The organism is Agrococcus sp. GW821-FHT14H11 (assembly GCF_058803545.1).
Map to the genome: position 1 here is coordinate 51803 of NZ_JBXAPA010000007.1, position 25088 is coordinate 76890.

Genomic DNA, 25088 nt, shown 5'->3' on the forward strand with positions numbered 1-25088 from the left:
CCACTCGATCGCCGCGGGCGCCACTCGATCGCCGGGGGCGCCACTCGATGACCGCAGGCGCCACTGGACCGCCGGGGGCGCCACTCGACCGGTCGCGCTGCGGACGGGGCGCGGACGGGGCGCCGCCGCGCGTGTCAGGCGGGGATGACCGGGGCCCAGCCGGTCGCGCGGCGCACGATCTCGGCGAGCACGGCGGGGTCGGTCGTGTGCTCCCCCAGCCGGTTCGGCTTGCCGTCGCCGTGGTAGTCGCTCGAGCCGGTGACGAGCAGCGACAGCCGCTCGGCGTCGGCGAGCAGCTGTCGCCGGGAGGGCTCGTCGTTGTCGCGGTGCCACACCTCGACGCCGTCGAGGCCGGCTCCGACCAGGTCGCCGAGCGAGCCCATCCGCATCACCGCGCGCCCGCGCGCCGCCGGGTGCGCGAGCACGGCGACGCCGCCCGCGTCCTTGATGATGCCGATCGCCTCCTCGGGCGCCGGCGCGTGGTGCGGCTGGTAGTAGCCGCCCTGCCAGTGCAGGATGCCCTCGAACGCGGCCGACCGGTCGGCGACGATGCCGAGCGTGACGAGCGCGTCGGCGATGTGGGGGCGGCCGATCGTGGCGCCGGGCGCGGAGTGCTCCTCGACGTGCTGCCACGTGAGCGGGTAGTCCTGGCCGATCGCGTGCACCATGCGCTCGGCGCGCTCGACGCGCTCGAGCCGGATGCGCTCGCGCTCGCCGATGAACGCCTCGGCCTCCGGGTCGAGCAGGTAGCCGAGCACGTGCACGCTCGCCGGACCGATCTGCGCCGAGAACTCGACGCCGGGGATGAGCACGATGCCGCTCTCGATCGCCGCGACCGCGGCCTCCGCCCAGCCGGCGACCGTGTCGTGGTCGGTGAGCGCGACGGCACCGAGGCCCGCGGCCGCGGCCGCCCGCACGACGTCGCCCGGCGCATCCGTGCCGTCCGACTCGCGCGAGTGGGCGTGCAGGTCGATGGGGCCGATGCCCTCCCAGTCGTGCTCCACCCTGGAAGACTACGCTCGCCGTGATGCTCGTGATCCTCGGCTGGCTGCTCGCCCTCGTGATCGCCGCGTGCCTCGCGGTCGCCGCGTGGCCGCAGGCGCTCGGGCTCGAGCAGGCGCCGGTCGTGGCGCAGGTGGTGTCGATGCGGGTGGGCGTCATCGGCATCGCGCTCGCGCTCGCGGTGATCGCGCTGTGCTTCGTCGGCTGGCGGCGCGTGCGGCCCTTCGTGCTCGGCGTCGTATCGATGCTGCTCGTGTTCTCGCTCGTCTCGGGCGGCATCCACGCCTCGCGCGGCCTCGACGACGGGCAGGCGCTCGACCGCGCCTCCGACGACCTCATCGTGCTCACCTGGAACACCCTCGGCGACGAGCCCGGCGCCGAGGAGATCGCGCGCGTCATCGACGAGACGGGGGCGGATGCGGTGATGCTGCCCGAGACGACGCTGCCGCTGGGCGTCGAGGTGGCCGAGCTGCTCGGCGCGCGCGGCAACCCGTTCTGGGTGCACACCACCGACTACTCCCCCAGCTACGGCGCGCTCAACACGACGCTGCTCATCTCGGCGGCCCTCGGCGAGTACACGACCGACCTGTCGGTCGGCGGCACGCGCACGCTGCCGACCGTCGTGGCGCGGCCCGACGACGGCGACGGGCCGGTGCTCGTGTCGGCCCACCCGGTCGCGCCGGTGCCGCAGCAGATGCGCAACTGGCGCGCCGACCTCGACTTCGTCGCGGGCCTCTGCGACGGCTCCGACTCGGTCGTGATGGCCGGCGACTTCAACTCGACCCTCGACCACTGGTGGTCGACGCGCACCGACGGCGGCGACCTCGGCACGTGCCGCGACGCCGCGAGCGCCGTGGGCGCGGGCGCGGTCGGCTCGTGGCCGACGTGGGCGCCGCCGTGGCTCGGCGCGCAGATCGACCACGTGGTCGCGACGCCCGACTGGGAGCCGGTCGCCGCGCGCGTGCTGACGGGGCTCGACGACGTCGGCACCGACCACCGGCCGGTGCTCGTGCAGCTGCGCTACCGCGGCTGAGCCGGGGCCGCGGGCGACCCGGCCGGCTCCCCCGTGAGCTCCGCGATCGCCGCGAGCACCGCATCCGCCGCCTCCCGGGTCGCGAGCGGCCGGAAGTGCCCGGCGGCCTCGAGGCGCACGCCGCGCATGCCGTCGGGCACGCGGTTCTGCGGCACGTGCGGGTCGATGCGCGGCAGCACCACGCGGATGCGGGCGTCGGCGCTGCGCTCGGCCGCGAGCGCGGCGAGCATCGCGTTCGACGGGTCGAACTCGCGGATGTAGCCGCCCGGCAGCAGCCTGGCGCGCGACGAGCCGGCGAACGGCGTGGCGAGCGCCACGAGCCCGGCCGGCTGCGCCTGCGCCGCGTCGAGCGCGCGGTCGACGAGCACGCGCTTGCCGATCAGGCCGCCCTTCGAGTGGCCGACGAGCACGATGCGCGCGTGCGGGTGCGCGGCGGCGACGCGATCGACGACCGCCCCGACGACGGGCGCCGACTCGAGCACCGGGCGCAGGTTGCGGCCGAGGTCGGGCACGAAGTGCACCGCGTGCCCGGCGTGCACGAGCCGCTTCGCGAGCGGCTCCATGAAGCGCCACGTCTCGACGACGCCGGGGATGAGCACCGCGTGCACGCGCGCGCCCGGCATCCCCGTCAGCCGCGGCGGCGACGGGTCGAGCGCGGAGCGCACGTGCATGTGCGCCGCGAAGGCGTAGTCGCGCGCCCACACGCGCACCTCCTCGGGCGCGATCGGGTCGATCCCGCTGAGGTCGATCGGTGCCGGCACGCGCATCGGGGCAGTCTAGATCGCGGGCCTGCGAGCCTCCTCGGCGGTGGGATGATGGGGCCCATGAGCGAGTCGACGACGATGCAGGGCACGACCAACCGTTCCACCACGCCGACGGGATCGGCGTTCACCGAGCAGGTGCAGACCGGCTGGGCCGAGCGCGAGGCGACGACGCCCGCGCCGCGCGCATCCGCCGCCCCCGCCGCCGAGCGCCGGGCGCGCATCTCGGCGATGCACCCGGGCATGCGCCTCGTGATCCCCGCGGGCGGGCTCAAGGTGCGCTCGAACGACACCGACTACCCGTTCCGGCCGCACCCCGACTTCACCTACCTCACCGGCTGGGGCTCCGACGCCGAGCCCGATTCGGTGCTCGTGCTCGAGCCCGCGGGCGACGGCCACGAGGCGACCCTCTACTTCCGCGGGCCCGCCGGCCGCGGCACGACCGAGTTCTACGCCAACCCCGCGATCGGCGAGTTCTGGGTCGGCCCGCGCCCGTCGCTCGACCACGTCGCCGCGGAGCTCGGCCTCCGCGTCGCCGACCTCGACGGCCTCGCGGGCGCGCTCGAGGCCGGAGGCGAGGCGGATGCACTGGTCGTCACCGGTGCCGACGCCGCGGTCGAGGCGATGGTCGCGGGCGCGAACCCCGACGGCGACGTGCTCGCCCGCGACCTGTCGGAGCTGCGGCTCGTGAAGGACGCGCACGAGATCGCCGAGGTGCAGGCCGCGGTCGACGCGACCGCGCGCGGCTTCGACGACGTGATCGCCGACCTCGCCGAGGCGACCCGGCACGAGCGCGGCGAGCGCGTCGTGGAGGGCGCCTTCCACCGTCGCGCGCGGCTCGACGGCAACGCGGTCGGCTACGACACGATCGCCGCCTCCGGCCACCACGCCTGCTACCTGCACTGGACGCGCAACGACGGCCGGGTGCGCGAGGGCGACCTCATCCTGCTCGACGCGGGCGTCGAGGTCGACAGCCTCTACACCGCCGACATCACGCGCACGCTGCCCATCTCGGGCGAGTTCACCGAGCTGCAGCGCAAGGTCTACGACGCGGTGCTCGAGGCGGCCGACGCGGCGTTCGCGATCGTGCGGCCGGGCATCGTCTTCAAGGAGGTGCACGCCGCCGCGATGGAGGTCATCGCGCGCCGCACCGCCGAGTGGGGCCTGCTGCCGATCCCGGCCGAGCAGAGCCTCGAGCCCGACCAGCAGCTGCACCGCCGCTGGATGGTGCACGGCACGAGCCACCACCTCGGCCTCGACGTGCACGACTGCGCCGCCGCCCGCCGCGACTTCTACCACGACGGCGTCGTGCGCGAGGGGATGGTCTTCACGATCGAGCCGGGCCTCTACTTCCAGGCCGACGACCTCACCGTGCCGGAGGAGCTGCGCGGCATCGGCGTGCGCATCGAGGACGACATCGTCGTCACAGCCGACGGCGCCCGGAACCTCTCGGGCGCGATCCCCCGCACCGCCGACGAGGTGGAGGCGTGGATGCGTCGGGTGCGCGAGCGCTGACGCTCAGCCCGCGACGAGGGCGATGGCGATCGCGAGCATGACGGCCGCGATGCCGGCGTCGAGGATGCGCCACGCGCGCCGGGTGCGGAGCACGGGTGCGAGCAGGCGCGCGCCGAGGCCGAGCGCCGTGAACCAGACGACCGAGCCCGCGATCGAGCCGGCCAGGAACCACCAGCGGTCGTCGGCGAAGCCGGTCGACACGGAGCCGAGCAGCACCACCGTGTCGAGGTACACGTGCGGGTTGAGCCAGGTGATGGCGAGCGTCGTGCCCGCGACCGACAGCGCCGACGCCGAGCGCCGGGCGAGCGCGGTGCCGGCGGGCGCGCCCGGTGCCGCCTGTCCCTCCCCGACGGGCTCCGGAGCGAGCTCGAGCCGGTCGTCGCCGCGCCACGCGCGGCGCGCGGCGAGCGCCGCGTAGACGAGCAGGAAGAGCGCGCCGCCCCACCGGGCGACCGCCTCGAGCCACGGGATGCCCGAGATCACCGCGCCGAGGCCCGCGACGCCCGCGGTCTCGAGCAGCGCATCCGACACCGCGCAGATCGCGATCACGAGCCCGACGTGCTCGCGGCGCATGCCCTGCCGCAGCACGTGCACGTTCTGCGCACCGATGGCGATGATGAGCCCGAGCGAGGCGCCGAGCCCCGAGGCGAGGGCGATGAGCTGCTGATCCACGTGCTCGAGGCTATGCTCGCCGGCACCTGCAGACCAGCGAAGGATCCTGCAGCATCGGAAGCTGCGCTTCATCTACGATCGAGCCGTGGATCTGCCCCTCGATCAGCTGCGCACGCTCGCGGCGGCCGTCGACGCCGGCACGCTCGACCGAGCCGCCGCGCAGCTCGGCATCACCCCGAGCGCCGTGAGCCAGCGCATCCGCGCCATCGAGCAGCGGGTCGGCCGCGTCGTGCTGCGCCGCACGAAGCCGGTGCGGGCGACCGAGGCCGGCGAGCCGCTCGTGCGCCTCGCGCGGCAGCTGGCACTCCTCGAGCACGACACCCGCGTCGCGCTCGGCGAGGAGGCCGCCGCTCCCCGCATCCCGCTCGCGGTCAACGCCGACTCGCTCATCACGTGGTTCCTGCCGGCGCTCGGCGAGGTCGCCGCCCAGCGCGACGTCACCTTCGACATCCGCCGCGAGGATCAGGAGCGCACCGCGCAGCTGCTCGAGCAGGGCTCGGTCATGGCCGCGGTGACCTCGCAGCGCACGCCCGTCGCGGGCTGCGTCTCGAGCCCGCTCGGCCGGATGCGCTACGTCGCCGTCGCCGAGCGCGCCTTCGCCGAGCGCTGGTTCGCGGACGGGCCGACCCGGGCCGCCCTCGAGCGCGCGCCGATCGTCGACTTCGACCTGCACGACACGCTGCAGGCGGCCTTCGCGCGGCGCCACGGCGCCCGCGCCGAGGCGCCGCGCCACATCATCAGCGCCTCGGCCGAGTACGCCGAGGCGATCCGGATGGGCCTGGGCTGGGGCATGCTGCTGCCGGGCCAGTACGAGGCGGGCGTCGCCGACGGCTCGCTCGTGCAGCTCGCCGACGACGGCATCGAGGTGCCGCTGCACTGGCAGCGCTGGAACCTCGCCTCGCCGCTGCTCGACCTCGTCACCGACGCGGTGCGCGAGGCGGCGCGCAGGTCAGCGGCGCTCGTCTGAGGGCTGCTCGGGCGGGGTCGAGGCGCTCGGCGGCGGCAGCTGCTCGGGCATCGGCGGCGCTGCCGGCTGCTGCGCGGTCGGCGCGGCCTCGGGCTCGTCGGTCGGCGCCGGCGTGCCGCGCTGCCCGATGATGTGCATGGCCTTGCCTGCGGTCTGCTGCGGCGCCATCACGTCGTAGCGGCCCGCGAGCACCTGCTGCACCGAGGCGTAGTCGCGCTTGCGCCGCGTCATCGCGTGCGAGAGCACGCCGAGCAGGATGCCGAAGGCGAGGCCGAGGAGCGGGAACAGCAGCACCGAGCTGATCGCCTCGGGCACGAAGAGCATGTAGACGAGGCCGATGAAGGCGCCGAAGCCGAGGCCCCGCAGCGCGCCCGCGCCGGCGACCTTGCCCCAGGTGAGGCGGCCGGTGATGCGCTCGACGATCTTCAGGTCGTTGCCGACGATGGCGAGGCCCGCGAGGTCGGCGTCGGCGCCCGACACCTTCGCGATCGCCGCCTGCGCCTGCTCGTACGTCTCGAACGACGCCACGACCACGCCGCGCGGCAGCTGCTGGTCTCCGCGCGCTGCTCCCTGGAACATGCTCACCTTCCCAGTCTCCCACGCCCGTCCCGCGCGGCCCGGTCCGGTTCGCTGTCGGCGTCACCGCGCGCGGTACGTTGGACGGCATGAGCGCACCCACCGTCTTCGTCGCGCGCCTCGCCGGCGCGGGCGTCTTCGACCCCGCCGGGGAGCGGATCGGCAAGGTGCGCGATGTGGTGACGGTGCCGCGGCAGGATGCCTCCCCGCGCGTCGTCGGCCTCGTCGTCGAGGACACGAGCCGCCAGAAGGTCTTCCTCTCGATCGGCCGGCTGCTGTCGATCGGCGGCGGGCAGCTCATCGCCTCCGCCATCAGCGACCGCCGCTTCCGCCAGCGCGGCGGCGAGCGCCTGCTGCTCGCCGACGTGCTCGGGCGCCAGGTGCGCCTGCGCGACGGCTCGGGCGCGACGCTCGAGGACCTCTCGATCGCCGAGCGCGGGCCCGGCGAGTGGGAGGTCGACGAGCTCTTCCTGCGCAAGCCGAAGACCGGCCCGTTCGGCAAGGGCCCGACGGCGCTCGCGCGCTGGCACGAGGTGCAGCACGAGCCGGGCGCCGAGCACGACACCGAGCACCTGCTCGCGTCGCTCGAGGAGCTGCCCGCGGCCGACGCCGCGTCGGCGATGCTCGACCTGCCGCAGCAGCGCATGATGGAGGTCGCCGAGGACCTCTCGGACGACCGGCTCGCCGACATCCTCGAGGAGATGCACGAGGATCGGCAGATCCAGATCCTCAACGCGCTCGAGGACGACCGCGCCGCCGACGTGCTCGACCAGATGGAGCCGGACGACGCCGCCGACCTCATCGCGCACATGCCCGCCGACCGCGGCGAGACGCTCCTCGAGCTCATGGACCCCGAGGAGGCGGAGGACGTGCGCATGCTGCTCGCGTTCGGCGCCGACACCGCGGGCGGGCTCATGACGACCGAGCCCATCATCCTCGCCTCCGACGCCACCGTCGCCGAGGCCCTCGCGCTCATCCGCCGCCACGAGGTCGCGCCGGCGCTCGCCGCCGCCATCTGCGTCACGCTGCCGCCGTACGAGGCGCCGACCGGCCGCTTCCTCGGCATGGTGCACTTCCAGCGCCTGCTGCGCTACCCGCCCAACGAGCGCGTCGGCACGCTGCTCGACGACCAGATCGAGCCCGTGCTGTCCTCCACCTCCGCCGCCGAGGTCACGCGCCAGCTCGCCGCCTACAACCTCGTGTCGGTGCCCGTCGTCGACCCGGCCGGGCGGCTCGTGGGCGTCGTGACGATCGACGACGTGCTCGACCACCTGCTGCCCGAGGACTGGCGCGCGCAGGAGGAGGCGCCGCGTGGCTGAGCGCGACGACCGGTTCGCGCGCCCGAAGTCGCGCCGCGGCATCCGCATGCCCGAGTCGAAGGACCGCTTCGGCCGCTTCACCGAGTCGTTCGCGCGCGCGATGGGCACGCCCGCGTTCCTCATCGGGATGACGATCTTCGTCACCTTCTGGCTCGGCTACAACTCGCTCATGCCGCCCGAGGCGCAGTTCGACCCGCAGGATCAGGGCTTCCCGCTGCTGACCCTCGTGCTCAGCCTGCAGGCCTCCTACGCCGCTCCCCTGCTGCTGCTCGCGCAGAACCGGCAGGACGACCGCGACCGCGTGCAGATCGAGCAGGACCGCCTGCGCGCCGAGCGCAACCTCAACGACACCGAGTACCTCGCCCGCGAGGTCGTGGCGCTGCGCATGGCGATGCGCGACATGGCCACCCGCGAGTTCATCCGCGCCGAGCTGAAGTCGTTCGTCGACGACCTCGACGAGCGGCGCGCCCCGCAGTGACGATCGACCCTGCGCTCGCCCGGGCGCTCTCGACGGTCGTCGACCCCGAGATCCGGCGGCCGCTCCTCGAGCTCGACATGATCCCCGAGGCCGTCCTCGACGGCCCGGTCGCGCGCATCCGGCTCGAGCTCACGGTGGCCGCGTGCCCGGCGGCCGATCGGATCCAGGCGGATGTGCGGCAGGCGGCCGCGTCGGTGCCGGGCGTCGAGCGCGTGGAGGTCGAGGTCGGCGTCATGGCGCCCGCCGTGCGGCAGGCCCTCGTCGAGCGGCTGCGCGGCTCGCGCCCGGCGCAGCTGGGCCCCGGCACCCTGACCCGCATCATCGCCGTCGCGAGCGGCAAGGGCGGCGTGGGGAAGTCGACCGTCACGGCCAACCTCGCCGTCGCGCTCGCGGCGCGCGGGCTCTCGGTCGGCGTGATCGACGCCGACGTGCACGGCTACTCGATCCCGGCGCTGCTCGGCACCGACGCCCGGCCCACGCGCGTCGGCGACATGATGATGCCGCCGGAGGCGCACGGCGTGCGGCTCGTGTCGATCGGCATGTTCGTCGACGGCAACCGCTCCGTGTCGTGGCGCGGGCCCATGCTGCACCGCACGCTGCAGCAGTTCCTCGCCGACGTCTGGTGGGGCGACCTCGACGTGCTGCTCATCGACATGCCGCCGGGCACCGGCGACGTGGCGATCTCGCTCGGCCAGCTGCTGCCGCACGCGGAGGTGCTGGTCGTGACGACCCCGCAGCGCGCGGCGGCCGACGTCGCCGAGCGCGCCGCCGAGGTGGCGCGGCAGACCGGGCAGCGGGTGCTGGGCGTCGTCGAGAACATGGCGGGGCTCGCGCAGCCCGACGGCTCGATCCTCGAGCTCTTCGGCGCGGGCGGCGGCGACGAGGCCGCCAGGCGGCTCGGCGTGCCCCTGCTCGCGCGCATCCCGCTGTCGGTCGCGCTGCGCGCCGGCGGCGACGCGGGCGCGCCGGTCGTCGCTGCCGAGCCGACCGACCCGGCGGCCGCCGCGGTCATCGCGCTCGCCGAGGCGCTCCGCGGCACGCGGCCGATCGCCCGCCGCAGCCTGCCGCTCGCCCCCGCGTGAGCCCCGCGCGGGGCTAGGTCGCCTCGTCGTCGAACCGCATAGGGCCCGACGGTCGTGCGGGCAGGCCCGTCACGGTCGCGACCGACGCCTTCGCCGACGCGCTCGCGAAGTCCTCGGGCGGGTCGCGCAGCGCCTCCATCACGATGCGGCGGGGGTCGTACTGCCGCGGATCGAGCTTCTGCCAGTCGACCTCGTCGAACTCCGGCCCCATCTCCTCGCGCATCCGCTCCTTCGCGCCGCCGGCGAGGTCGCGCAGGCCACGCACGAGGGCGCCGAGCTTCTCGGCGAGCGCGGGCAGCCGCTCGGGGCCGATGAGGAAGGCCGCGAGCAGCGCGATGAGCAGCAGCTTGTCGAGGGTGATGCCGGCGAAGGACACCCCTCCAGGGTAGTCGAGCCGCGCGGGTGCGCCTCCGGGCGGCGAGCCGCGGGGCGCCGGATGCGCCGGGATCGGTAGGCTCGCGGGCGGAGGAACCGTGCAGACACCATCGCTCATCGCCAAGTACCTCGACGACCTCGCCGCCGAGGACGAGGTGCTCACCGCAGCACGAGACGCCTCCGGCGAGCTCGGCATCACCGCCGTCGCGCCCAGCGTCGGGGCGCAGCTCGCCGCCGTCGCCGCGGCGACGCAGGCGAACGCCATCCTGGAGGTCGGCACCGGCGCCGGCGTGAGCGGCCTGTGGCTGCTGCGCGGCGCACCGGGCGCGACCCTCACCTCGATCGACACCGAGCTCGACCACCAGCAGCACGCGCGCGCCGCGTTCTCGCAAGCGGGGATCCCGGTCACGCGCGCGCGGCTCATCACCGGCAAGGCGCGCGACCTGCTGCCCCGCATGAACGAGGCGAGCTACGACATCGTCTTCCTCGACGCCGACACCGCCGGCATCCTCGAGTACGTCGAGCACGCCCTCGCGCTCGTGCGCGTGGGCGGCTCGGTGCTCGTCGCCCACGCGCTGCTCGGCGGCCGCGTCGCCGACCCCGCGCAGCGCGACGACAGCGTCGCCGACGTGCGGGCGCTGCTGAAGGAGCTCTCGACGAGCGACGCCGTGCGCGCCGCCGTGTCGCCCGTCGGCGACGGCCTGCTGCAGATCGTGCGGCTCCCCGAGCCCACCCGCTGAGCCTCGCCGCACCGACGGCGAAGGGGCCGATCCGCCAGTGGATCGGCCCCTTCAGCTGTCGGGCTCAGCGGCCTGCCGGTGTCATGCGGAGACGACGACCTCGCCCAGCGCCCTGTGGAGCGCGGCGGCCTCCTCGTCGTTCACGGAGACGACCAGCCGGCCTCCGCCCTCGAGCGGGACGCGGACGACGATGAGCCGGCCCTCCTTGACGGCCTCGAGCGGTCCATCGCCGGTGCGTGGTTTCATGGCGGCCATGCGGCTCCCCCTTCAGTTCTCGTGGCTCTATTGTCTCATGTCCCGCTGACAGTTCCGGCAGGCGCGGCGCATGGCCGTGCGCCCTACGGCACGCTCCAGTCCGGGGCGATGTGGTGCCAGCAGAACCAGATCCACACCGGCTGGAGCGCGATCGACGCGGCGAGCACGAGCGCCCGCGCCCATCCCGGCCGCAGCGCCGCGACGATCGCCGCGGCGGGGAAGATCGGCAGCAGCAGCCGCCACGTCGACGACTGCGGGAACCAGACCGCGGCGAGGTAGACGAGGTACGCGATCGTCCAGAGCCGCCCCTCGAGCGCGACGCCGCGCGCCCAGGGGCCGGCGAGCAGCGCGACCGCCGCCGCGACGATGCCGACGAGCCACACGGGCCACCACGGCCCGAACCACCACTCGAGCCCGATCGGCCACGGCGTGAACGGCACGAGCTCCTGCCGGCCGATGTACGCCGACCGCCAGCTGAGCTCGGTCTCGAGGTAGGAGTCGATGCTGCCGGTGACCACGGTGCACGCGATGAGCCAGCCGAAGCCCCACAGCGCGCTCCACGCCCCGAGCGCCACGAGCATCCACCGCTCCCTCGGTGGGAACGCATCGCGCTCCCGCGCCCATCGCACGAGGAACCACAGCCCGAGCGCGAGCGCGAACGCGAGCCCGCCCGGGCGCGTGAGCGACATGATCGGCACCAGCACCCACAGCCACTCCCACGCGCGCAGCCGCCACGCGAGCAGCGCGCCCGCGAGCAGCAGCAGGAAGAGCGACTCGGCGTAGCCGAGCTGCAGCACGGGCGCGACGGGCGACAGCAGCACGAGCGCGAGCGCGAACCGCTCGCGGCCCGGCGCGATCTCCTGGAGGAGCCGGTAGGCGACGAGCGCGAACGCCGCCGAGGCGGCGACCGACAGCAGCACCGCCGCCGCATCCCACGACAGCCCGAGCGCCATGATCGCGCGCGCGAGCATCGGGTAGACGGGCATGAACGCCCAGGCGTTCTCCCCCACGTGCCCGTCGTCGTCGAGCGGCAGCTCGGCCGGGTAGCCCGACATGGCGACGATGTAGTACCAGTGGGCGTCCCACATGGTCGAGTAGTCGAGCAGCCCCGGGCCCGCGGGCGTCCAGAACGAGCGCCCCTGCACGCCCGCGAAGGCGCCGAGGAACGCCGTGCTCACGAGCCGCGAGACGAGCCAGAGCGCGAGCGGCCACAGCCACCAGCGCTCGGCGAGGCGGGCGCCCCGGTCGGTCAGGCCCGCGAGAGCCACGTGCGGAGGCTCTCCTCGGTCGCGACGATCTGCGCGACCGGCACCGACTCGTCGTCGGCGTGCGCCTTCGTCGGGTCGCCGGGGCCGAAGTTGACGGCCGGGATGCCGAGCGCCGAGAAGCGGGCGACGTCGGTCCAGCCGTACTTCGGCTGCGGCGTCGCGCCGACGGCGTCGATGAACTCCTGCGCGAGCGGCGCGTCGAGGCCGGGGCGGGCGCCCGCTGCCGCGTCGACGACGCGCACGTCGAAGCCCTCGAAGAGGTCGACGACGTGCTCGGTCGCCTCCTGCACCGAGCGCGACGGCGCGAAGCGGTAGTTGACCTGCACGACGCACTCGTCGGGGATGACGTTGCCGGCGACGCCGCCGGAGATCATGACGGCGTTCAGGCCCTCGCGGAACGTCAGCCCCTCGACCTCGATCGACCGCGGCCGGTACGACTGCAGCACCTGCAGCACCTCGGCGGCGTCGTGGATGGCGTTGTGGCCGACCCACGAGCGCGCCGAGTGCGCGCGCACGCCCCGCGTGCGGATCTCGGCGCGGAGCGTGCCGTTGCAGCCGCCCTCGATGTGGCCGTTGGAGGGCTCGCCCAGGATGGCGAAGTCGCCCTCCATGAGCTCGGGATGCGCGGCGGCCAGCAGGCGCAGGCCGTTCCGGTCCTCCCCCACCTCCTCGTGGTCGTACCAGATCCACGTGAGGTCGACGTTCGGCTCGGCGAGCTCGACGGCGAGCTTGAGCTGCACGGCGACGCCCGCCTTCATGTCGACGGTGCCGCGGCCCCACAGGTGCGGCTCCCCGTCGACCTCGACGTCGCGCACCGGCACGTTGCCGTTGATCGGCACGGTGTCGATGTGCCCGGCGATCACGACCCGCCGGTCGCGCCCGAGGTGCGTGCGCGCCACGACGGTGTCGCCGACGCGCGACACCTCGAGGTGCGGGTGCGCGCGCACGGCCGCCTCGATCGCGTCGGCGAGGGGTCCCTCGTTGTCGGAGACGGAGTCGATGTCGCAGAGCTGGCGGGTGAGGTCGACGGCGGTCGCGGACAGGTCGAGCGAGGGAGCGGCCATGGCCTCCAGCCTAGACTCGGAGCATGGCTCGCCCCGCACACGGACATGCGCTCGTCACCGTCTTCGAAGGGCGCACCCTCGACGCCTGGTACCCGGCGCCGGCGCTCGGCGCGGCCGACGGCGCCGCCGCGCCCGCGGGCCTGGCCGAGCAGGCGGGCCCCGTCCCCGAGCGCGGCGTCGACGTCGAGCACCGCCTGGTGGAGATCGACCTGGATGCGCCGCCGTCGTCGGTCGAGGACGCCTTCCTGCGCCTGCACCTGCTGAGCCACCGCCTCGTGCGCCCGAACTCGATCAACCTCGACGGCATCTTCGGCGCGCTGCCGCTCGTCGCGTGGACGAGCGCCGGCCCCGTCGACCCCGCGTGGGCGGCCGCCCACCGCGTGCAGCTGCAGCGCGCGGGCATCCAGGTGCAGGTGCTGGACCGCTTCCCGCGCATGACCGACTACGTGCTGCCCGGGGGCGTCCGCATCGGCGACGCCGCGCGCATCCGCCTGGGAGCGCACCTCGCGCCCGGCACCGTCGTCATGCACGAGGGCTTCGTGAACTTCAACGCGGGCACGCTCGGCGCCTCGATGGTCGAGGGCCGCATCTCGCAGGGCGTGGTCGTCGGCGACGGCACCGACATCGGCGGCGGCGCGTCGATCATGGGCACGCTCTCGGGCGGCGGCACCGAGCGGGTGGTGCTCGGCGAGCGCGTGCTGCTCGGCGCGAACGCGGGCGTCGGCATCTCGCTCGGCGACGACTCGGTCGTCGAGGCGGGGCTCTACGTCACCGCGGGCACCAAGGTCACGGTCCAGCCCGGCGGTGAGACGGTGAAGGCGGTCGAGCTCTCGGGCCGTCCGGGGCTGCTCTTCCGCCGCAACTCGGTCTCGGGCGCCGTCGAGGTCGTCGCGCGCGACGGCCGCGGCGTCGAGCTGAACGCGGCCCTGCACTGATGGAGGCGGCGGAGCCCGCCGCGGCGCCCGTCCCCGCGCTGCACCTGCAGCAGCTCGCGAAGCGCTTCGGGCAGAAGGTCGCGGTCGACGGGCTCACGCTCGCCGTGCCGCAGGGCTCGCTCTTCGGGCTCGTCGGGCCGAACGGCGCCGGCAAGACGACGACCCTGTCGATGGCCACGGGGCTCCTGCGCCCCGATCACGGCAGCGCCGCGGTGCTGGGGCACGACGTCTGGCACGACCCGGCCGCCGCCAAGGCGATCATGGGCGTGCTGCCCGACGGCGTGCACCTCTTCGACCGGCTCACCGGCGCGGAGCTGCTGCGCTATACGGGGCTGCTGCGCGGCATGCCCGAGGCCGACGTCGTCGCCCGCGCGGCCGACCTGCTCGGTGCGCTCGGCCTCGACGGCACGGGCGGCACGGCGGTCGCCGACTACTCCGCCGGCATGCGCAAGAAGATCGCACTGGCGTGCGCGCTCATCCACGCCCCGCGGCTCCTCGTGCTCGACGAGCCGTTCGAGTCGGTCGACCCGGTCTCCGGCGAGGCGATCCGCGCCATCCTGCGCGGCTTCGTCGCCTCCGGCGGCACCGTCGTGCTCTCGAGCCACGTGATGGAGCTCGTCGAGTCGCTCTGCGACCGCGTCGCCGTCGTCGCCGAGGGGCGCCTGCTCGCGACCGGCACGCTCGACGAGGTGCGCGCCGGCACGAGCCTGCAGCAGCGCTTCGTGCAGCTGGTGGGCCGAGAGGCGCTCGGGACGGAGACGCTCGCGTGGCTGCGCTCTGCATCGCGCTGAGGTACCGGCTGCTCGTCGGCTCGCTGCGGCAGAGCCCGTGGGCGGTCGTCGCGCTCGTGCTCAGCGTGCTCGGCGCGCTGTCGCTGCTCGGCTCGAGCGCGCTCGGCGCGATCGCGATCCGCGTGCTCGTGCCCGAGCTCGGCGCGCACGCCGCCGTGCTCGCCGGCGCCGCGCTCACCGTGGGACTCACCGCGATCGCCGTGCTCGTCGGCACGAGCGACCCGCTCGCGCCCGAGCGCTTCAGCCTGCTGCCGGTACGCGTGCCGCAGCTGCGGCGCGGGCTGCTCGCCGCCTCGCTGCTCGACCCGTGGGGCGCGGTCGCGGTGCTCGCGGTCGCGATCGGCCTCATCGTCTGGTCGACCTCGGCGGCGGCGCTCGTCGCGGGCGCGCTGCTGCTGCCGGTCGCGGTGCTCACGGTGCTGCTCGTCACCCGCGTGATCGCCGACCTGCTCGCCCGGCAGCTCGCGAGCCGACGCGCCCGCGACGTGATGGCGCTGCTGCTGCTCGTCGCGATCGCCGCCGCGGCGCTCGGCACGCAGTCGTTCGCCGCCGGGGTCGGCGAGCTGGGCGACGCGGCGCCGGTGGTGGCGGATGCGTCGCGCGTCGTCGGGTGGACGCCGCTCGGGGCCGTGTTCGACGTGCCGCGCGCCGTCGCGGCGAGCGCCTGGCCGGAGGCCGCCGCCAAGCTCGCGATCGCCCTCGCCACGGTCGCGCTGTGCTGGTGGGCGTGGGGCCGCATGCTCGCGGAGCGGCTGACGAACCCGATCGTGCTCCGCGGCGGCGGACGGGTGCGCGAGGGGCGCCTGCTCGACCGCCTGCTCCCCGCCACCCCGGCCGGCGCGATCGCGGCCAGGAGCATCCGCTACCGCCGCCGCGACGTGCGGCACCTCATGAACGTGATCGCGGTGCTCATCGTGCCCGCGATGATCGCGGGGCTGCAGCTCGTCGCCGACGAGGTGCCGCGCGAGCCCATCGCGCTGCTGCCGCTGCTGATGGCGGTCGTGGCGGCGAGCATGCTGCAGATCGACGCCGCCTACGACAGCAGCGCCTTCGCGTGGCACCTGCTCGCCGGGGTGCGCGGCGTCGACGACCGCGCGGGCCGGCTGCTGGGCACCTCGGTCGTCTTCGTGCCGGCGCTCGCGATCACCGCGGTGCTCGCGTGCTGGGCCGCCGGCCGCTGGGACGTGCTGCCCGCGAGCCTCGCCGTCGGCGTCGGCACGTACGGGCTCGTCGGCGGCGCGCTGCTGTGGCTCGGCGCCTACCTGCCGGGCGAGGCGCCGCCGCCCGGCTCGAACCCGCTCGGCCGCGGCTCGTCGGGCGGCGTGCAGTCGCTCGCGGGCGTGGCGCTCTCGCTGCCGGTGCTCGGCATCGCGGGCGCGCCGTTCCTGCTGCCGGCGGTTGCCGCGCTGTGGATCCCGTGGCTCGGCTGGGTCGCGCTCGCGGCGGCGCTCGTCATCGGCGGGCTCGCGTCGTGGCTCGGCATCCGCCTCGGCGGCGCCGCGCTCGACCGCCGCGGCCCCGAGGTGCTGGCGCAGGTCTCGAAGGCGCACTGAGCCCGGCGCCCGACGGCGTCAGCCGATGAGCGCCTGCAGCGGGCCGCGCACGAAGAACACGACGAAGAGCGCCGCGACGATCCACAGCAGCGGCGAGATCGTCTTCGCGCGCCCGGAGACCGCGTTGATGATCACCCATGCGATGAAGCCGACGCCGATGCCGTTGGCGATGTTGTAGGTGAGCGGCATCACGACGATCGTGAGGAACGCGGGCAGCGCGACGCGGAAGTCGGTGAAGTCGATGTCGGCGATCTGGCTCATCATCATCGCGCCGACCACGACGAGCGTCGCGGCCGCGACCTCGAGCGGCACGATCTGCGTGAGCGGCGTGAGGAACATCGCGGCCAGGAACAGCACGCCGGTCACGACCGAGGCGAGCCCGGTGCGGGCGCCCTCGCCGATGCCGGCGGCCGAGTCGACGAAGACCGTGTTCGACGAGGCGCTCGCGCCGCCGCCCGCGATCGCGCCGACGCCCTCGACCACGAGGGCGCGCTTCAGGCCCGGGAACTGGCCGTCGGGCGTCGCGATGCCCGCCTGGCGCGCGAGGCCCGTCATGGTGCCCATCGCGTCGAAGAAGTTGAGGAACAGCAGGGTGAAGATGAACATCGTCGTCGCGAGCATGCCGATCCGCTCGAACGAGCCGAACGAGACCTGGCCGACGAGCGAGAGGTCGGGCAGCGCGACGATGCTCGTCGGCAGCGCCGGGGCGTTGAGGTTCCACGCGTCGGGGTCCTGGCCGAGCGACGGGCCGACGCGGAAGATCGACTCGAGCACGATCGCGATGACCGTGGTCGCGACGATGCCGATGAGCAGCGCGCCCTTGACGCGCAGCGCCATGAGGATGCCCATGAGCACCACGCCGATGACGAACGTCGCGGTGGGCAGCGACGTGATCGAGCCGCCGTCGCCGAGCTGCACGGGCGGCGCGGCGATGCCGGTCGAGCGCACGAAGCCCGAGTCGACGAAGCCGATGAAGGCGATGAACAGGCCGATGCCGACCGCGATCGCGCTCTTGAGCGCCGCGGGCACGGCGTCGAAGATCATCCGCCGCAGGCCGGTCGCGGCGAGCAGCACGATGATGAGGCCGTTGATGAGCACCAGGCCCATCGCCTCCGGCCACGTCAGCTCGCCCACGAGCCCGAAGGCGAGGAACGAGTTGATGCCGAGGCCCGCCGCGAGGCCGAAGGGCACGTTGGCGATGAGGCCCATCGCGAGCGTCATCAGCCCGCCCACGAGCGCCGTGACGGCCGCCACCTGGCCGTTGGGGAGCCATCCGCCCTCGACGTCGGTCGCCGCCTGGTCGGCCGAGAACCCGCCGATGATGAGCGGGTTCAGCACGATGATGTACGCCATCGCGAAGAACGTGACGAGGCCGCCGCGGATCTCCTGCGAGACGCTCGAGCCGCGCTCGGAGATCTTGAAGAAGCGGTCGACGGCGCCGGTGGGCGTCGCCTGCGTGGTGCTGGTCATGGATGCTCCGGGTCAGCCGCGCAGGCGGCACGGGGGCGAGCGGCGGGGCCGCAGGCCGGGGTGGGTCAGATGTGGCGCTCGGTGGGGCCGACGTACAGCTGCTGCGGGCGGCCGATCTTCGTCTGCGGGTCGAGCATCATCTCGCGCCAGTGCGCGATCCAGCCGGGCAGGCGGCCGATGGCGAACAGCACCGTGAACATGCGCTCCGGGAAGCCCATCGCCTTGTAGATGACGCCGGTGTAGAAGTCGACGTTCGGGTAGAGCTTGCGCTCCTTGAAGTAGTCGTCGGCGAGCGCGACCTGCTCGAGCTCCTGCGCGATGTCGAGCAGCGGGTCGCGCACGCCGAGCTGCGCGAGCACCTCCTCGGCGGATGCCTTGACGAGCTTCGCGCGCGGGTCGTAGTTCTTGTAGACGCGGTGCCCGAAGCCCATGAGCTTCACGCCCTGCTCCTTGCGCTTCACGCGCTCGACGAAGCGCTCGACGCCGTCGCCGGAGTCGCGGATGCCGCGCAGCATCGCGAGCACGGCCTCGTTCGCGCCGCCGTGCAGCGGGCCCGAGAGCGCGTGGATGCCGGCCGAGACCGAGGCGAACAGGTTGGCGTCGGTCGAGCCGACGAGCCGCACGGTCGAGGTCGACGCGTTCTGCTCGTGGTCGGCGTGCAGGATGAGCAGTCGCTCGAGCGCGCGCACCATCACAGGGTTCTGGATGTACTCCTCGGCCTGGATGCCGAAGTTGAGCTTGAGGTAGTTCTCGACGAACGAGAGCGAGTTGTCGGGGTAGAGGAACGCCTGCCCGATCGACTTCTTGTGCGCGTACGCGGCGATGACCGGCATCTTCGCGAGCAGCCGGATGGTCTGCTTGTCGACCTTGTCGGCGTCGCGCGGGTCGTGGTCGTGCTCGTAGTACGTCGACAGGGCGCTGACGGCGCTCGAGAGCGCGCTCATCGGGTGCGCATCGCGCGGCAGCGCGTCGAAGAAGCGGCGCAGGTCCTCGTGCAGCAGCGTGTGGCGGCGCACGCGCTGGTCGAAGCCGGCCAGCTCGTCCTCGCTCGGCAGCTCGCCGTAGATGAGCAGGTGCGCGACGTCGAGGAACGTCTTCTGCTCGGCGAGCTCCTCGATCGGGTAGCCGCGGTAGCGCAGGATGCCCTCGTCGCCGTCGATGTAGGTGATCGACGAGCGGGTGGCGGAGGTGTTGACGAAGCCGTAGTCGAGGGCCGTGAGGCCGGTGTCGCGCGTGAGCTTCGACACGTCGATCGCGGAGCGGCCGTCCGAGGCCTCGAGCACCTGCAGCTCGGTGGAGCGGCCGTCGTGCTGGAGCGTCACGCTGCGGCCGGCGGCGGTGCCGGCGTCGCTCGCCCGCGTCGAGATGGCAGGGCTGGTTGCGGTGTCCTCGGTCGTCACCAGGACAGCCTACCCGCCCTCCGGCGGCGCCCTCTCACGCCGCCGGTGCTCAGCCGCGCAGGCGCGCCGCGGCCTCCGCGATGTCGTCGTCGGATGCGGTGAGCGCGACCCGCACGTGGGTCGCGTCGCCGTAGAAGGTGCCCGGGGCGACCAGGATGCCCAGCCGCGCGAGCGCGTCGACCTGCGCGAGCGCATCCGTGCCGTCGGTCGCCCACAGGTACAGGCCCGCCTCCGACTCGACCGCGAAGCCCCGCTCGCGGAGCGCCGGCAGCAGCAGCGCGCGCCGCGCCCGGTAGCGCTCGCGCTGCTCGTCGACGTGGCTCGCATCGCCGAGCGCGACCGCGAGCGCGTGCTGCACGGGGCTCGGCGCCATGAGGCCGAGGTGCTTGCGCACCGCGAGCACCCGCTGCACGACGGCCGGGTCGCCGGCGACGAACGCGGCGCGGTAGCCGGCGAGGTTGGACTGCTTGCTGAGCGAGTAGACGGCGATGAGGCCCGACAGGTCGCCGTCGGTGACGCGCGGGTCGAGGATCGAGGGCGCCTCGTCGACCTCCCACGGCAGCAGCGCGTAGCACTCGTCGCTCGCCACCACGACGCCCCGCTCGCGCGCCGCGCGCACGACGCGCCGCAGCGCATCCACGCCCAGCACCGCACCGGTGGGGTTCGACGGCGAGTTGAGCCACACGAGCCTCGTCGACTCGGGCCACGCGCCTGGGTCGTCGGCCGGCACCGGCGTCGCGCCGGCCATCCGCGCGCCGATGTCGTAGGTCGGGTAGGCGACGGCCGGGTGCACGACCGCGTCGCCCGGGCCGAGGCCGAGCTGCTGCGGGAGTCCGGCGACGAGCTCCTTCGAGCCGACCGTCACGAGCACGCTCTCGTCGCTCAGGCCCGGCACGCCGCGCACGCGGGCGAACCAGTCGACGATCGCCCGGCGCGCCTCGGGCGTGCCCCAGTTCGTCGGGTAGCCGTGCGCGTCGGTCGCCTCGCGCAGCGCCCGCTGCAGCAGCTCGGGCGTCGGGTCGACCGGCGAGCCGACGCTCAGGTCGACGAGGCCGCCGGGGTGCGCGCTCGCGAGCGCCTTGGCGTCGGCGAGGGTGTCCCAGGGGAAGTCGGGCAGGCGGAGCATCGGCTCGGCCGCGGCTCAGGCCTGCGGCGGCAGCGCGGCCACGATCGGGTGGTCGTGCTTGATGACGCCCACCTTCGCGGCCCCGCCGGGCGAGCCGATCTCGTCGAAGAAGTGCACGTTGGCCTCGTAGTACTCGGCCCACTCCTCCGGCGTGTCGTCCTCGTAGAAGATCGCCTCGACCGGGCACACCGGCTCGCACGCGCCGCAGTCGACGCACTCGTCGGGGTGGATGTACAGCATCCGCTCCCCCTCGTAGATGCAGTCGACGGGGCACTCGTCGACGCAGGCGCGATCCTTGACGTCGACGCACGGGAGCGCGATCACATAGGTCACTGCCGGTCCCCTTCCGTCGGCTCGGTGTCCGGCCGGCGCTGCTGCGCCTGGCTCATCGCTGCCATCCTAATCCGGCGCGTGGCCTCGGCGTCCGGCCACGCCAGGGCGAGCAGCGATGCGGCGGCCGGCACGATGGTCCAGAGCCAGCCGGGCAGGTTGGTCGGCACGAGCGCGCGCTCGGTGCCGAACGTGCCGCGGCCGAGCGGGTCGATCGCGATGAGCGCGATCACGCCCACGACGCCGAGCACGGCCGCGATCGTCATGGGCCGGGAGCCGGATGCCGCGCGCACGCCGCCGATGAAGCCGACGGCGGCGACGAGCGACAGCAGGATGCCCCACGGCACCTGCTGGTGCGAGAAGGTGCCGACGACGCCGATGACGATGCCCGCGAGCAGCGCGCCGGCGCGCAGCAGCCAGCGGGTGCGGCGCGGCGGCCGGGTCTCGATCAGCCGGTAGTGCTCGACCGCGTCGAGCGGCCGGCGCTGGCCTCCGACGTGCACGACGTCGTCGCCCTCGACGGTGAGCTGCGAGCGGTGCGCGGCGAGCGCGTCGAGCACGCGCTGGCGCACGGGCTCGAGCGGGAAGGCGACGTCGGCGGGCCGGTCGGTGCGCACGTAGAGCGGCAGGTCGTAGCGGCGGGCGACGATGACGGATGCGCGGTGCGCGGCCACGTGGTCCGGGTGGCCGTAGCCGCCGTCGGCGTCGTAGGTGACCATCGCCGTCGGGTCGGTCTCCTCGATGACGACGCCGAGCGCATCCGCGAGGTCGTCGGGGTCGGCCATGCCCATCGCGGTCGGCGGCGCGTCGGGCGCGGGGCCGGCGACGCCGCTGCGGATCCACGACATGCCGGAGTCGTCCCAGCCGTGGATGCGGCGGCCGCGCGCGCCGAGCGCGCGGAGCGCCTGCTCGAGCTCCTGCCGGCGCACCTCGCCGACGCCGACGTGGTCGACGTCGGGCTGGCGCTCGGCGCGCACCTCGCCGCGCTCGCCGAGCGTGAACGTCACGACGACCGCGTCGCCGCCGCCCGCGGCGACGGTCGCGATCGCGGCGCCGGTCGAGAGCGTCTCGTCATCGGGGTGCGCGTGCACGAACAGCACGCGCTCGAGGCGGGGGTCCATTCCTCTCATCCAACCACCGCCGCACGCCCTCCGATGACGCGCGCGCGTCAGAACGCGGCGGGGCGCACCGGGGCCGGTACGGCGTGCAGGTACGGCAGCGCGCGGTCGGCGGCCGCCTCGATGCGGTCGAGCACCGCGGCGCAGCGCACGCGGCCGTGCTCGAACTCCTCGCTCGAGGCGTAGACGCCGACGGGCAGCGTGAGCGCCTGGAAGAACGCGAAGAGCGGCCGCAGCTGGTGCTCGATCGTGAGCGCGTGGCGGTGGGAGCCGCCCGTCGCGGCGAGCAGCACCGGCACGTCGACGAGCGCGCGCTGGTCGACGAAGTCGAACAGGTGCTTGAACAGGCCCGTGAAGCTCGCCCGGTACACCGGGCTCCCCACCACGAGCAGGTCGGCCTCCTCGATGGCGCTGATCGCCCGCTCCGCCTCGGCCGGCAGCGACTCGCGCCGCAGCGCGCCCCCGAGGTGCGGCCCGACGTCGACGAGCTCGACGAGCTCGATCGTCGCGTCCGTGCGCCGCGCGACCGCGTCGGCGAGCGCGGCGACGAGCGCCGTCGTCGACGACGGCCGGTGCACGCTGCCGCTCACGGCGACGATGCGGAGGGTCGGATGCGTCATGGCGGCAACGGTAGGCCCGCGCGGCCCCGGTCGGGCGAGTGTGACGCACCGTGACGCGCCATGACGCCGGGCGTCGCCCATCCGTTGCCCCGCCCCTCCGGCGCCCGCCACGATGCCGGGCATGACACGCCAGATCCGCTTCAACGCCTTCGACATGAACTGCGTCGCGCACCAGTCCTCCGGGCTGTGGCGCCACCCCGACGACCGGTCGCGGCACTACAACACCATCGGCTACTGGACCGACCTCGCCCGGCTGCTCGAGCGCGGCGCCTTCGACGGCCTCTTCATCGCCGACGTGCTCGGCACCTACGACGTCTACGGCGGCACCCGCGAGGCGGCCGTGCGCAACGGCGCGCAGGTGCCGGTCAACGACCCGATCCTGCTCGTGAGCGCGATGGCCGCGGTCACCGAGCACCTCGGGTTCGGCATCACCGCCGGCACCGCGTTCGAGCACCCCTACCCCTTCGCGCGCCGGATGACGACCCTCGACCACCTCACGGGCGGCCGCGTGGGCTGGAACGTCGTCACCGGCTACCTCCCGAGCGCCGCGCGCAACATGGGGCAGGATGACCAGCTCGCGCACGACGACCGCTACGACCAGGCCGACGAGTACCTCGAGGTGCTCTACAAGCTGTGGGAGGGCTCGTGGGAGGACGACGCCGTCGTCGAGGACCGCGAGCGGGGCGTCTTCGCCGACCCGGCGAAGGTGCACGACATCGACCACCGCGGGCGCTTCTTCACCGTGCCGGGCGCGCACATCTCGGAGCCGTCGCCGCAGCGCACGCCGGTCATCTACCAGGCGGGCGCCTCGCCCCGCGGGGTCGCGTTCGCGGCCGAGCACGCCGAGGCGATCTTCGTCGCGGCCCCCTCGAAGGAGGTCCTCGCCGGCACCGTGCGGCGCATCCGCGACGCCCTCGAGGCGGCCGGCCGCGACCGCCGCTCGGCCCGCATCTACACGCTGCTCACCATCATCACCGCGGCGACCGGCGAGGAGGCGCTCGCGAAGGAGGCGGAGTACCGCTCCTACGCGAGCGAGGAGGGCGCGCTCGTGTTCATGTCGGGGTGGATGGGCGTCGACCTCGCCGCCTACGACCCCGCGGACCCGGTGGGCGACGTCGAGTCGAACGCGATCCAGTCGGTGCTCCACCACCTGCAGGCCGAGGCCGAGCTCAGCCGCGAGTGGTCGGTCGGCGACCTCGGCCGCCACGCCGCGATCGGCGGGCTCGGGCCGACGCTCGTCGGCAGCGGCGAGGAGATCGCGGATGCGCTGCAGGAGTGGGTGGAGGAGACCGACGTCGACGGGTTCAACCTCGCCTACGCCGTCACGCCCGGCACCTGGGAGGACGTGATCGAGCACGTCGTGCCGGTGCTGCGCGAGCGGGGCGCCTACCCGGAGGCGTACGCCGAGGGCACGCTGCGGCAGAAGCTGCACGGCCGCGGTGCCCGCCTCCCGGACGAGCACCGCGGCGCGTCCCACCGCATCCGCCCGGCCCCCACCCCCGCCTGACCCTGATTGGTCACGAATCGCTGTCGCGCGGCCCCGCGAACAGCGATTCGTGACCAATCGATCGGGGGCGCCTCGGGCGGGGTGGAGCGGGACGCCAGGGCGATCCACAGCGGGGTCGCTCGGCGCGGCGGGTGCGGCGCCCGATCGGGCATGGTCCGGGGATGGATGCGGAGCGCACGGTGTTCACCACGAGGCAGGGGAAGGCGTCCGGCCTGACGGTCGCGCAGCTGCGCGGAGCGGCGTTCCGACGCCCGGCGAGCGGGTGCCGCGTCGTCGGGCCGCCGCCGACCACCGTCGAGGAGGGCCGCGACGAGCTGATCGCCGCGCTCACGGCGCTCGCGAGGCCCGACCAGTTCTTCTCCCACGCGACCGCAGCGCTCCTCCACGGCATGCCGATCCCGCGCCGGCTGGAGCGCGGACCGGTGCACCTCGCATCCCCCTCCTTCACCGGGCGGATGCGCCGGCCCGGCGTGGTCGGACACCGCATCAAGTCGGAGGTCGTCGAGGTCGCCGGGCTCCGCGCGGAGGCCGTCGCCGACACCTTCGTCCACCTCGCGACCCTGCTCAGCGTCGAGGAGCTGGTGGCGGTCGGCGACTGGATCGTCGATCCGCGGCGCACCGGCAGCCTCACGATCGACGCGCTCGCCGACGCGACGCGACGCTACCGAGGAGCCCGCGGCATGGCGGTGGTGGACCGCGCGCTCGCGCTCGTGCGCCCCGGCGCCGAGTCGGCGAAGGAGACGCAGCTGCGGCTGCGCATCATCGGCGCAGGCATGCCCGAGCCGGTGCTGCAGCTCGAGCTGCGCGACCCCGACGGCCGGGTCTGGGCGCGGATCGACCTCGCCTATCCCGAGCTGCGGCTCGCGATCGAGTACGACGGCGAGCAGCATCGGACCGACGACGCGCAGTACCAGCGCGACATCCGTCGGCTGCGGAGGCTGCAGTCCGAGGGCTGGTACGTCATCCGCGTCACCAAGGCAGACCTGCGGGGCGGCGCCCGCGGCGTGCTCGCGCACATCGCGCACGTGCGTGCGCTCCGCATGGCCGCCGCCGAGAACCGCTGAGCCCAGGCCCCGCCCACGCCCGGCCGTGAGGTCGTCACGAACGATTGGTCACGAAGTGCTGGCCGGA

26 protein-coding genes are annotated in these 25088 nt (G+C 74.3%); 12 read left to right on the forward strand and 14 right to left on the reverse strand.

Features of this window, described 5'->3' with window-relative positions; translation table 11 throughout:
* Positions 1-134: 134 nt before the first annotated feature.
* Positions 135-1004 carry a PHP domain-containing protein gene (locus AC1RNL_RS09160; RefSeq protein ID WP_225792763.1) on the reverse strand — a complete coding sequence of 290 codons (870 nt, stop codon included), beginning with the start codon at positions 1002-1004 and terminating at the stop codon, positions 135-137.
* Between the two features lie 23 nt (positions 1005-1027).
* Here AC1RNL_RS09160 and AC1RNL_RS09165 point away from each other — a divergent pair, with 23 nt between their 5' ends.
* Positions 1028-2035, forward strand: a complete 1008-nt coding sequence (locus tag AC1RNL_RS09165; RefSeq protein WP_492935041.1) for an endonuclease/exonuclease/phosphatase family protein — start codon at positions 1028-1030, stop codon at positions 2033-2035.
* Here AC1RNL_RS09165 and AC1RNL_RS09170 read toward each other — a convergent pair.
* Positions 2023-2802 (reverse strand): esterase/lipase family protein, encoded by a 780-nt coding sequence (locus AC1RNL_RS09170; protein ID WP_492935042.1) that lies wholly within the window; start codon positions 2800-2802, stop codon positions 2023-2025. The genes AC1RNL_RS09165 and AC1RNL_RS09170 overlap by 13 nt on opposite strands.
* A gap of 57 nt (positions 2803-2859) precedes the next feature.
* On the opposite strand from AC1RNL_RS09170, the gene AC1RNL_RS09175 reads away from it, so the two are divergent.
* Positions 2860-4311 carry an aminopeptidase P family protein gene (locus AC1RNL_RS09175; RefSeq protein ID WP_492935043.1) on the forward strand — a complete coding sequence of 484 codons (1452 nt, stop codon included), beginning with the start codon at positions 2860-2862 and terminating at the stop codon, positions 4309-4311.
* A 3-nt stretch (positions 4312-4314) separates the two neighbouring features.
* Here the strand turns inward: AC1RNL_RS09175 and AC1RNL_RS09180 are convergent, their stop codons facing one another.
* Entirely contained in the window at positions 4315-4983 is a 669-nt protein-coding gene (locus tag AC1RNL_RS09180; protein WP_492935044.1) for a LysE/ArgO family amino acid transporter, read from the reverse strand.
* A gap of 85 nt (positions 4984-5068) precedes the next feature.
* On the opposite strand from AC1RNL_RS09180, the gene AC1RNL_RS09185 reads away from it, so the two are divergent.
* Entirely contained in the window at positions 5069-5950 is an 882-nt protein-coding gene (locus tag AC1RNL_RS09185; RefSeq protein ID WP_492935045.1) for a LysR family transcriptional regulator ArgP, read from the forward strand.
* Here the strand turns inward: AC1RNL_RS09185 and AC1RNL_RS09190 are convergent.
* Positions 5933-6529 carry a YflT domain-containing protein gene (locus tag AC1RNL_RS09190; protein WP_492935104.1) on the reverse strand — a complete coding sequence of 199 codons (597 nt, stop codon included), beginning with the start codon at positions 6527-6529 and terminating at the stop codon, positions 5933-5935. The two genes, AC1RNL_RS09185 and AC1RNL_RS09190, sit on opposite strands and share 18 nt — an antisense overlap.
* Before the next feature lie 86 nt (positions 6530-6615).
* Between AC1RNL_RS09190 and AC1RNL_RS09195 the strand changes: the two genes are divergently transcribed.
* The 3 genes from AC1RNL_RS09195 to AC1RNL_RS09205 are packed head-to-tail and all read left to right on the forward strand — an operon-like array spanning position 6616 to position 9405.
* Positions 6616-7845 carry a magnesium transporter MgtE N-terminal domain-containing protein gene (locus AC1RNL_RS09195; protein ID WP_128189914.1) on the forward strand — a complete coding sequence of 410 codons (1230 nt, stop codon included), beginning with the start codon at positions 6616-6618 and terminating at the stop codon, positions 7843-7845.
* Positions 7846-7891: 46 nt separating this feature from the next.
* Positions 7892-8323 (forward strand): DUF1003 domain-containing protein, encoded by a 432-nt coding sequence (locus tag AC1RNL_RS09200; RefSeq protein ID WP_128189927.1) that lies wholly within the window; start codon positions 7892-7894, stop codon positions 8321-8323.
* Complete coding sequence (locus AC1RNL_RS09205) at positions 8320-9405, forward strand: Mrp/NBP35 family ATP-binding protein (RefSeq protein WP_492935046.1); 1086 nt, start codon at positions 8320-8322, stop codon at positions 9403-9405. Before AC1RNL_RS09200 ends, AC1RNL_RS09205 begins: the two co-directional genes overlap by 4 nt.
* A 13-nt stretch (positions 9406-9418) precedes the next feature.
* Here AC1RNL_RS09205 and AC1RNL_RS09210 read toward each other — a convergent pair whose 3' ends face one another.
* Entirely contained in the window at positions 9419-9781 is a 363-nt protein-coding gene (locus AC1RNL_RS09210; RefSeq protein WP_246991717.1) for a twin-arginine translocase TatA/TatE family subunit, read from the reverse strand.
* 97 nt (positions 9782-9878) lie between these two features.
* On the opposite strand from AC1RNL_RS09210, the gene AC1RNL_RS09215 reads away from it, so the two are divergent.
* Positions 9879-10520 (forward strand): O-methyltransferase, encoded by a 642-nt coding sequence (locus tag AC1RNL_RS09215; protein WP_128189916.1) that lies wholly within the window; start codon positions 9879-9881, stop codon positions 10518-10520.
* 81 nt (positions 10521-10601) lie between these two features.
* Here AC1RNL_RS09215 and AC1RNL_RS09220 read toward each other — a convergent pair whose 3' ends face one another.
* The 3 genes from AC1RNL_RS09220 to dapE form a co-directional block, all read right to left on the reverse strand.
* Positions 10602-10775, reverse strand: coding sequence for a DUF3117 domain-containing protein (locus AC1RNL_RS09220; RefSeq protein WP_128189917.1), 174 nt, complete (start codon positions 10773-10775; stop codon positions 10602-10604).
* Between the two features lie 83 nt (positions 10776-10858).
* The gene (locus AC1RNL_RS09225; protein WP_492935047.1) at positions 10859-12043 is read right to left on the reverse strand and encodes a hypothetical protein; all 1185 of its coding nucleotides are present in this window, start codon (positions 12041-12043) and stop codon (positions 10859-10861) included.
* A complete protein-coding gene (dapE, locus tag AC1RNL_RS09230) occupies positions 12025-13107 on the reverse strand; it encodes a succinyl-diaminopimelate desuccinylase (RefSeq protein WP_492935048.1) in 1083 nt (360 codons plus the stop codon). Before dapE ends, AC1RNL_RS09225 begins: the two co-directional genes overlap by 19 nt.
* Positions 13108-13130: 23 nt before the next feature.
* On the opposite strand from dapE, the gene AC1RNL_RS09235 reads away from it, so the two are divergent.
* From AC1RNL_RS09235 to AC1RNL_RS09245, 3 genes are read left to right on the forward strand one after another with little or no spacing between them, the layout of a single operon-like run.
* Positions 13131-14042 (forward strand): tetrahydrodipicolinate N-succinyltransferase N-terminal domain-containing protein, encoded by a 912-nt coding sequence (locus AC1RNL_RS09235; RefSeq protein WP_492935049.1) that lies wholly within the window; start codon positions 13131-13133, stop codon positions 14040-14042.
* Positions 14042-14833, forward strand: a complete 792-nt coding sequence (locus AC1RNL_RS09240) for an ABC transporter ATP-binding protein (protein WP_492935050.1) — start codon at positions 14042-14044, stop codon at positions 14831-14833. The genes AC1RNL_RS09235 and AC1RNL_RS09240 overlap by 1 nt, the downstream gene beginning before the upstream one ends.
* Positions 14809-16386 (forward strand): hypothetical protein, encoded by a 1578-nt coding sequence (locus AC1RNL_RS09245; RefSeq protein ID WP_492935051.1) that lies wholly within the window; start codon positions 14809-14811, stop codon positions 16384-16386. The genes AC1RNL_RS09240 and AC1RNL_RS09245 overlap by 25 nt, the downstream gene beginning before the upstream one ends.
* A gap of 18 nt (positions 16387-16404) precedes the next feature.
* Here AC1RNL_RS09245 and AC1RNL_RS09250 read toward each other — a convergent pair whose 3' ends face one another.
* The 6 genes from AC1RNL_RS09250 to msuE form a co-directional block, all read right to left on the reverse strand.
* Positions 16405-17856: an NCS2 family permease gene (locus AC1RNL_RS09250; protein ID WP_128189923.1), complete on the reverse strand. Its 1452-nt coding sequence runs from the start codon at positions 17854-17856 to the stop codon at positions 16405-16407.
* Positions 17857-17921: 65 nt separating this feature from the next.
* Positions 17922-19178, reverse strand: a complete 1257-nt coding sequence (locus AC1RNL_RS09255) for a citrate synthase (RefSeq protein WP_128189928.1) — start codon at positions 19176-19178, stop codon at positions 17922-17924.
* Between the two features lie 127 nt (positions 19179-19305).
* Complete coding sequence (gene dapC / locus AC1RNL_RS09260; protein WP_492935052.1) at positions 19306-20382, reverse strand: succinyldiaminopimelate transaminase; 1077 nt, start codon at positions 20380-20382, stop codon at positions 19306-19308.
* A gap of 15 nt (positions 20383-20397) precedes the next feature.
* Positions 20398-20715 carry a ferredoxin gene (gene fdxA, locus AC1RNL_RS09265; RefSeq protein WP_128189925.1) on the reverse strand — a complete coding sequence of 106 codons (318 nt, stop codon included), beginning with the start codon at positions 20713-20715 and terminating at the stop codon, positions 20398-20400.
* A complete protein-coding gene (locus AC1RNL_RS09270; protein WP_492935053.1) occupies positions 20712-21833 on the reverse strand; it encodes a PIG-L family deacetylase in 1122 nt (373 codons plus the stop codon). The genes fdxA and AC1RNL_RS09270 overlap by 4 nt, the downstream gene beginning before the upstream one ends.
* 47 nt (positions 21834-21880) lie before the next feature.
* Positions 21881-22450 carry an FMN reductase gene (gene msuE / locus AC1RNL_RS09275; protein WP_492935054.1) on the reverse strand — a complete coding sequence of 190 codons (570 nt, stop codon included), beginning with the start codon at positions 22448-22450 and terminating at the stop codon, positions 21881-21883.
* A gap of 121 nt (positions 22451-22571) precedes the next feature.
* On the opposite strand from msuE, the gene AC1RNL_RS09280 reads away from it, so the two are divergent.
* Both AC1RNL_RS09280 and AC1RNL_RS09285 read left to right on the forward strand, forming a co-directional pair.
* Positions 22572-23957: an LLM class flavin-dependent oxidoreductase gene (locus AC1RNL_RS09280; RefSeq protein WP_492935055.1), complete on the forward strand. Its 1386-nt coding sequence runs from the start codon at positions 22572-22574 to the stop codon at positions 23955-23957.
* Positions 23958-24118: 161 nt separating this feature from the next.
* Complete coding sequence (locus AC1RNL_RS09285) at positions 24119-25021, forward strand: endonuclease domain-containing protein (protein ID WP_400529691.1); 903 nt, start codon at positions 24119-24121, stop codon at positions 25019-25021.
* Positions 25022-25088 lie beyond the last annotated feature (67 nt).